At 29.1% G+C, this 6,190-nt stretch carries 6 protein-coding genes; 2 read left to right on the plus strand and 4 right to left on the minus strand.

Going from position 1 to position 6,190, the window contains the following annotated elements; genetic code table 11:
* Window positions 1–4 precede the first annotated feature (4 nt).
* The 4 genes from RR409_RS11900 to RR409_RS11915 all read right to left on the minus strand — a co-directional run bounded on the left by RR409_RS11900 (window position 5) and on the right by RR409_RS11915 (window position 3,527).
* Window positions 5–982, minus strand: a complete 978-nt coding sequence (locus RR409_RS11900) for a beta-ketoacyl-ACP synthase III (RefSeq protein WP_332557979.1) — start codon at window positions 980–982, stop codon at window positions 5–7.
* Window positions 982–1,458, minus strand: coding sequence for a MarR family transcriptional regulator (locus RR409_RS11905; RefSeq protein WP_332557980.1), 477 nt, complete (start codon window positions 1,456–1,458; stop codon window positions 982–984). Before RR409_RS11905 ends, RR409_RS11900 begins: the two co-directional genes overlap by 1 nt.
* Before the next feature lie 384 nt (window positions 1,459–1,842).
* Window positions 1,843–2,493: a hypothetical protein gene (locus RR409_RS11910; RefSeq protein WP_332557981.1), complete on the minus strand. Its 651-nt coding sequence runs from the start codon at window positions 2,491–2,493 to the stop codon at window positions 1,843–1,845.
* A gap of 203 nt (window positions 2,494–2,696) precedes the next feature.
* Entirely contained in the window at window positions 2,697–3,527 is an 831-nt protein-coding gene (locus tag RR409_RS11915; protein ID WP_332557982.1) for a M23 family metallopeptidase, read from the minus strand.
* A 493-nt stretch (window positions 3,528–4,020) separates the two neighbouring features.
* Between RR409_RS11915 and RR409_RS11920 the strand changes: the two genes are divergently transcribed.
* Both RR409_RS11920 and RR409_RS11925 read left to right on the plus strand, forming a co-directional pair.
* Complete coding sequence (locus RR409_RS11920; protein ID WP_332557983.1) at window positions 4,021–5,016, plus strand: DnaD domain protein; 996 nt, start codon at window positions 4,021–4,023, stop codon at window positions 5,014–5,016.
* Window positions 5,009–5,980, plus strand: a complete 972-nt coding sequence (locus tag RR409_RS11925; RefSeq protein ID WP_332557984.1) for an ATP-binding protein — start codon at window positions 5,009–5,011, stop codon at window positions 5,978–5,980. Before RR409_RS11920 ends, RR409_RS11925 begins: the two co-directional genes overlap by 8 nt.
* Window positions 5,981–6,190: the final 210 nt, after the last annotated feature.

Genomic DNA, 6,190 nt, shown 5'->3' on the forward strand with positions numbered 1-6,190 from the left:
CCTCCTAAAATTTATTCCATGTTATTAGTGCACTTCCATAGGTAAGTCCACCACCAAAACCTATAATTACAATTTTATTTCCTTTTTTAAAGGAATTATTCTTATTTGCTTCATCCAGTGCAATTGGTATACTTGCACCAGAGGTATTTCCATACTTATTCAAGTTAATTATAAATTTATCTAAGGAAACATTTATCTTTTTGCTAAAAGCTTCTATCATTCTAATATTAGCCTGATGTGGAACTATAAAATCAATATCCTCTTTAGCTAATTGTGCTTCATTTAAGATTCTATTAAATTCGCTTTCCATTATTCTTACAGCAAATTTATAAATTTCCTTACCTTCCATAGCTATCTTGTTATTTGCTAAGGATTCACTAGTCATAAATGGATTCTCTAAAGGTATTCCACATGTTAGAGCTTCCCATTTTTCGCCTTCACTTTTAGAATTAATATAAGATACTCCATTAAAATCACTTACTTTTAATACTGCGGCTCCTGCCCCGTCTCCAAATAACACACAAGTGTTTCTATCTTTCCAATTTACAATCTTAGATAAGGTTTCTGTACCAATTACTAATGCAGTACTAAATCTACCTGAGTTCATAAAACTCTTTGCAATATCCACACCAAAGATAAATCCGCTACATGCAGCATTAATATCAAAAGCCATAGCATTAACAGCTCCAATATTTTTCTGTACCTTGCATGCTACAGAAGGTACTAGCGAGTCCGGGCTGCAAGTTGCTACAATAATAAGGTCAATTTCCACTGTACTTACATTGCTATCTTTTAATGCCTCTAATGCAGCCTTTGTGGCTAAATCCGATGCTTCCTCACCCTTTGATATATGTCTGCTTTCTATTCCTGTTCTAGATACAATCCATTCATTGGATGTGTCAACTAACTTTTCTAACATTTCATTAGTAACTACATGATTTGGAGCATAGGAACCTGTTCCTATAATTTCTATATTTTTCATTATTGCCCTCCTTGATCTCCATGTAAGCTATACTTATATTTAAAAAATGAATTTAATTTTTCTAAGGACTTTATTAATATATCCTCTTCTTCACTTGTTAATCCATTAATAGTAGCTTCTACCATCTCCTGATGAAACCTTTGATGAATTCTATAGGCAAGCTTCCCTTTTCTGCTAAGAGCAATCATAACTGATCTTCTATCTTCTTGCCCTCTTTGCCTCTCTACATATTCTTTCTTCACGAGTTTATTTATAGCAGTAGTTAAAGTTCCTACTGTAATATTTAAGTCTTGAGCGGCTTCGCTCATGGTTCTTGATCCGTACATACCAATTGCTTCAATAGTATGTATTTCTGTAATAGATAGATCTTTTAATACCCCTTCTTTAAGAGCCTTTTGCTCAATTTGAAGTATATCATTAAAGGTCTCTACCAATAACTCATTTAATATTTTTTTATTTGAAGAAGTCGATGTCATTTTAAATCTTCTCCTTTGCTTTGACAATCAAATATTTTGATAATCAAAGTATATCTCCAATAAAACTATATGTCAATATGGATTTTGTTATTACAGTAAAATTCTGGTATAATTTTACACATTGTTAATTATCTTATGAAATGGTTTAAATGCAGACATTTACTCTTTGCTATTCAAATAATATTTCATAATCAAATCTTATTGAATTTAATATGTTAATTTTTTTTGAATAAGTGAAACAGATAACTCTCTTCTAAAAATTAAACGCTATCTTAAACTCTTCTTACTATTAATTCAAAACGCTTTTAATAGTTTATCTGTAAAATAAAAATAGACTATTAGATTTATCTAATAGTCTATAGGTAGGGGTTAAGGAATTAATTGTTATTCTTTTTCTATATTATATACGTAATCATCCTCATTATTTGTTTCATAGAATTTATATCCTTCATTTGCTGCCTTAACAAAGCCCTTCAAGTATAAGAATCTTAATTTGTAGAATAAATTAATATCTCCACCAACTCTTTGGAAATTGCCTCTATGCACACAATCAGTATTTATCCATCTTACCAAATTCTCATCAGCCACAAGTAGTTTTTGAACTCTATCACAAGGCATTCCTTCTAAGATATAGTTGTTTATAGTAGAGAACATATCCTTAGCGCTTTGTGGATTTTCTTTATTTTTTGCCATGTTCCCATTCTTAACTCCATTGTTATAGAAAATATCTTCAGCAATCTTTACTGCCTCATCACCATGTTTTTCTATAACTTTACTTAAAATTAACGCCACTCTACTTTCACCATTTTGAATCCTATTTTGAAGCCAGCCATGGATATTGCTTAAATCAATTAACTCTTCTATAGATTTTGTTCTATCTATAAGTTCACCATAAGCTTTTGTTTCTTCAATCACTTCTCTTGCTTCTTCGCCATAAACCTCAAGGTATTTATTTCTTAAATCTAACTCTATGTCTTGGAACATAAGTACTTTATTAAATAACCAACTATGGATTGGTGCTAAAAATGCGCTCATATAACTATTCTCCTTTTCTTCCTCTTCTTTATTTTTTCAATTATCATGAAGCTGATTAATTCTTCATGCTTAGTAACAACCATAGACTATCTTTAAAGGTTATTGTTTGTTTTCTTTTTAAAGAGCTAAGTCTTTCTATAGTTATATGATAAACTAAAATTAAAAAAATATCCGTAACATTTGTTACATAAGTATAGTATATTTTAATACTGCTTTTTATTATCATAGTTAAGGGGATCTATGGGATTTCCATTTAATTTTAATTCAAAGTGGAGATGAGGACCTGTACTATTACCTGTGCTCCCCACATCAGCAATATATTGTCCTTTTCTTACAATATCACCATTATTAACATAAATTTTGCTACAATGAGCATAGACCGTTTCAATATTATTATTATGACTTATTTTTATAACTTTTCCGTATCCATTAGCCACTCCAGAAAAAATCACTTTTCCATCAATAGCTGCTTCTATAGGAGTTCCTAAGTCTGCAGCAAAATCAATTCCCTTATGCATAATGCCATCTCTTACTCCAAATGGCGAACTTAACCATCCCTTTGTTGGAGTATGTAATGAACTATGTAATGCAATTAAGTTGTTATTTAACTTTTTAAAAACTGGGGTTATTTCATTTTCTTTAACAATAGTAAAGCTCAGAATATTTTTTTCATGAGTATTATTATAATCTACAATTTTATTGCTTAAAGCTTCTACGCTGTATATATCCTTTTCATCACAGAGTACTTCTTCATAGGTAATAGTATTATCTACAACTACAACTTTCATATCTTTTTCATCTATCTTGGATAAATATCTTTTTTTAACAATACTTATCACTTCTTCCCCCTGCTGTTTGTGATTTATAATTCCAACATCTATACCATCGGATTTCATAATAAAAGCACTAACCTTATTACTAATTGGTGCGGCGCTATATGATTTGTTGTTACCTGCTAGCATCATAATTAGAATTGAAATAATAGTAATTAAAACCATAAAAATCATTTTATCTAATGTTTTGAATTTTATCATGTCATACCTCCATATCTATATTGTTAATATTACCCTAACAAGGTACTATTAAACACAATTCATATATTCTTAATTCTTACTCTTAAATTAAAGTATGTGATATACTATACTTAAAGCATTTCAATTCTTTCTAACTATGAAACTTATAAATTAGAAATTTCATAACTACTAAGTAGACTTGCTTCCATTACTTCTATTAGTAAGATTTAATTCTTACTAAAATTTAAGTTTTATTAAGTTACTGTAATGTATCCCTATTGAAAACACTAAAAACAGTGAGTTTAAGTCTTAATCTGTAACAAAAAATTATAAAATACTCCCAGTTGATATTAATAATGTTTAACATTATAATAGTTTAGTGTTAATTTATAGGAAAGTAATTTTAATACTTCACTTATATATTACACTAGCTGTTTTTCTTTAGGCTTAAAAATGTATTTAAATTAAACTTAAGCATATAAGCCTATATCATATTTAGAAAGGTAGGGATTCCATGAGCACTTTCATGTTTAAAAACAAAACTTTAGATTATACACCTGTAAGTAATGTGTTCATAGATAAATACATGTCAAAAGCCAGAGGAGAATATGTAAAAGTTTATCTCCTTGGTCTTAAGTACTGTGTAAGCGGTGAGCTTGGTGCAAATTCAAGCCTTATTGCATCAACCCTATGTCTTTTAGAGACAGATATATTAAATGCCTGGAATTATTGGAATGATGAAGGGGTAATAAAAATGTCTGCCATCGATAATATGGGAAACTTTCGTATTGAATTCTTAGATTTAAGTAATACCCCAGAAGAAGGTATGAAAAACTTAGACCTTATCAAAGAATTAGATAATTCTTCTGTTAAAGGTATGCTACAAGACATTGAAAAACTTATTGGTCGTCCTCTTTCCCCTAAGGAAATGACTCTTTATTTGGGTTGGCAAAAGGATTTTAATTTTTCTCCAGAACTTATTCTTTTATTAATTCAATATTGTGTCTCAAAGGGAAAAGTTGACTATAGATATATAGAAAAAATAGCAATGGCTTGGCACGACTCTAACATAAAGGATATTGAAGGAGCTCAAAGCTTTATAAAAAGACATGAAGACAAATGGACTAACATTAGAAAGATACTTACATACCTTGGAATTAAAAGCGGTGATGTAATGAAGCCTCAAGAAGATATTCTTGCTAAATGGCTAAATGTTTATAAGTTTCCTACAGAAATCATTTATAAAGCCTGTGACATATGCTTTGAGAGATTAAACCGAGCAGACTTTAAGTACATTGATGGAATCCTAAACAGTTGGTTTAAGGATAATATTAAGAGCTTAGAGGATATTGAGAAAAAGGACAGAAAAAAAATCAGTCATAAACCTATTATTAATAGTAATACTAATAGTAATAACAATACTAAAGGTAATTTTAATAACTATGATCAACGGACTTATGATTTTGATGAATTAGAAAGAAAATTATTAGGATGGGATAATAATGATTAGTGGTCATCACTTAGAAATAATGAATATTTATGAAACTATTAGGTTAAAAGAAGAAGAATCTCTCAAAAAAAGAAAAGAAGAAATTGAAATTCATCTTCCTGAAGTTATTCAATTAGAAAAAAGTATCGGTAAACTTTGTATTCAAATGTCACTAAATGCTCTGAGAAATTTAGATAATAGAGAAGAGTACTTAGCCGAAGTTAAAGAAAAAATAACTACTCTTAGAATGAAAAAGTCTGAGCTTCTTGTAGAACATGGCTACTCTATGGATTACCTGGAACTAAAATACAATTGCCCCAAATGCAAAGATACTGGTTTTATTGGAAGGGAAAAGTGTATTTGCTACAAAAAAAAGCTAGTACAAATATACTATGCAAATACAGATCTATCAAAATTACTATCTAAAAATAACTTTGATAACTTTACTTTTGATTATTATGCCAACATAAATAGTGGCCCTGAAAGATATAGTCCAAAAGAAAATATTGAAATTATAGTAAGCAAGGCTTGGAATTTTATAAAGAATTTCAATGAAAGTGATGAAAATTTATTATTTTATGGGAATTCAGGTACTGGAAAAACTTTTTTATCACATTGCATTGCTAAAGAACTTTTAGATAAAGGGCATTTTGTAGTATATAAAACCTCTGAGGATTTAATTAAATGCTTAAAAGATATTAAGTTTAATGGTAACTTAGAATTAGAAGATTATTTAATAAATTGTGATTTACTTATCATTGATGACCTAGGTACAGAAATGTCCTCAGATTTCTCCAAAACAGAACTTTTTAACTTATTAAACAGTAAGCTTCTTAAGAGCAAAAAGATGTTGGTTTCTACAAATTATTCTCTTGATGGTCTTTTAAATATTTATTCAGAAAGAATAACTTCAAGACTAATGGGAAACTTCGATATCTGCAAGTTCTATGGAAAAGATATTAGATTACAAAAAAGAATGGCATAAAAAAAAGTTAGGATAAATTTCCTAACTTTTTTATTTATATTAATTTATTATTTTTATAACATTTACTTATGAATAATTAACTCCTTAAATAATGGAATTTTTATTTATAGCTTGGATTAAAATAAAAAAAACCTTGAACTATTGTTCAAGGTTTTTGGAGCTGGCAATAGGAATCGAACCTACAACCTGCTGATTACAAGTCAGCTGCTC

Source organism: Clostridium sp. (assembly GCF_036642255.1).
Classification (GTDB): Bacteria; Bacillota; Clostridia; order Clostridiales; family Clostridiaceae; genus Clostridium_J.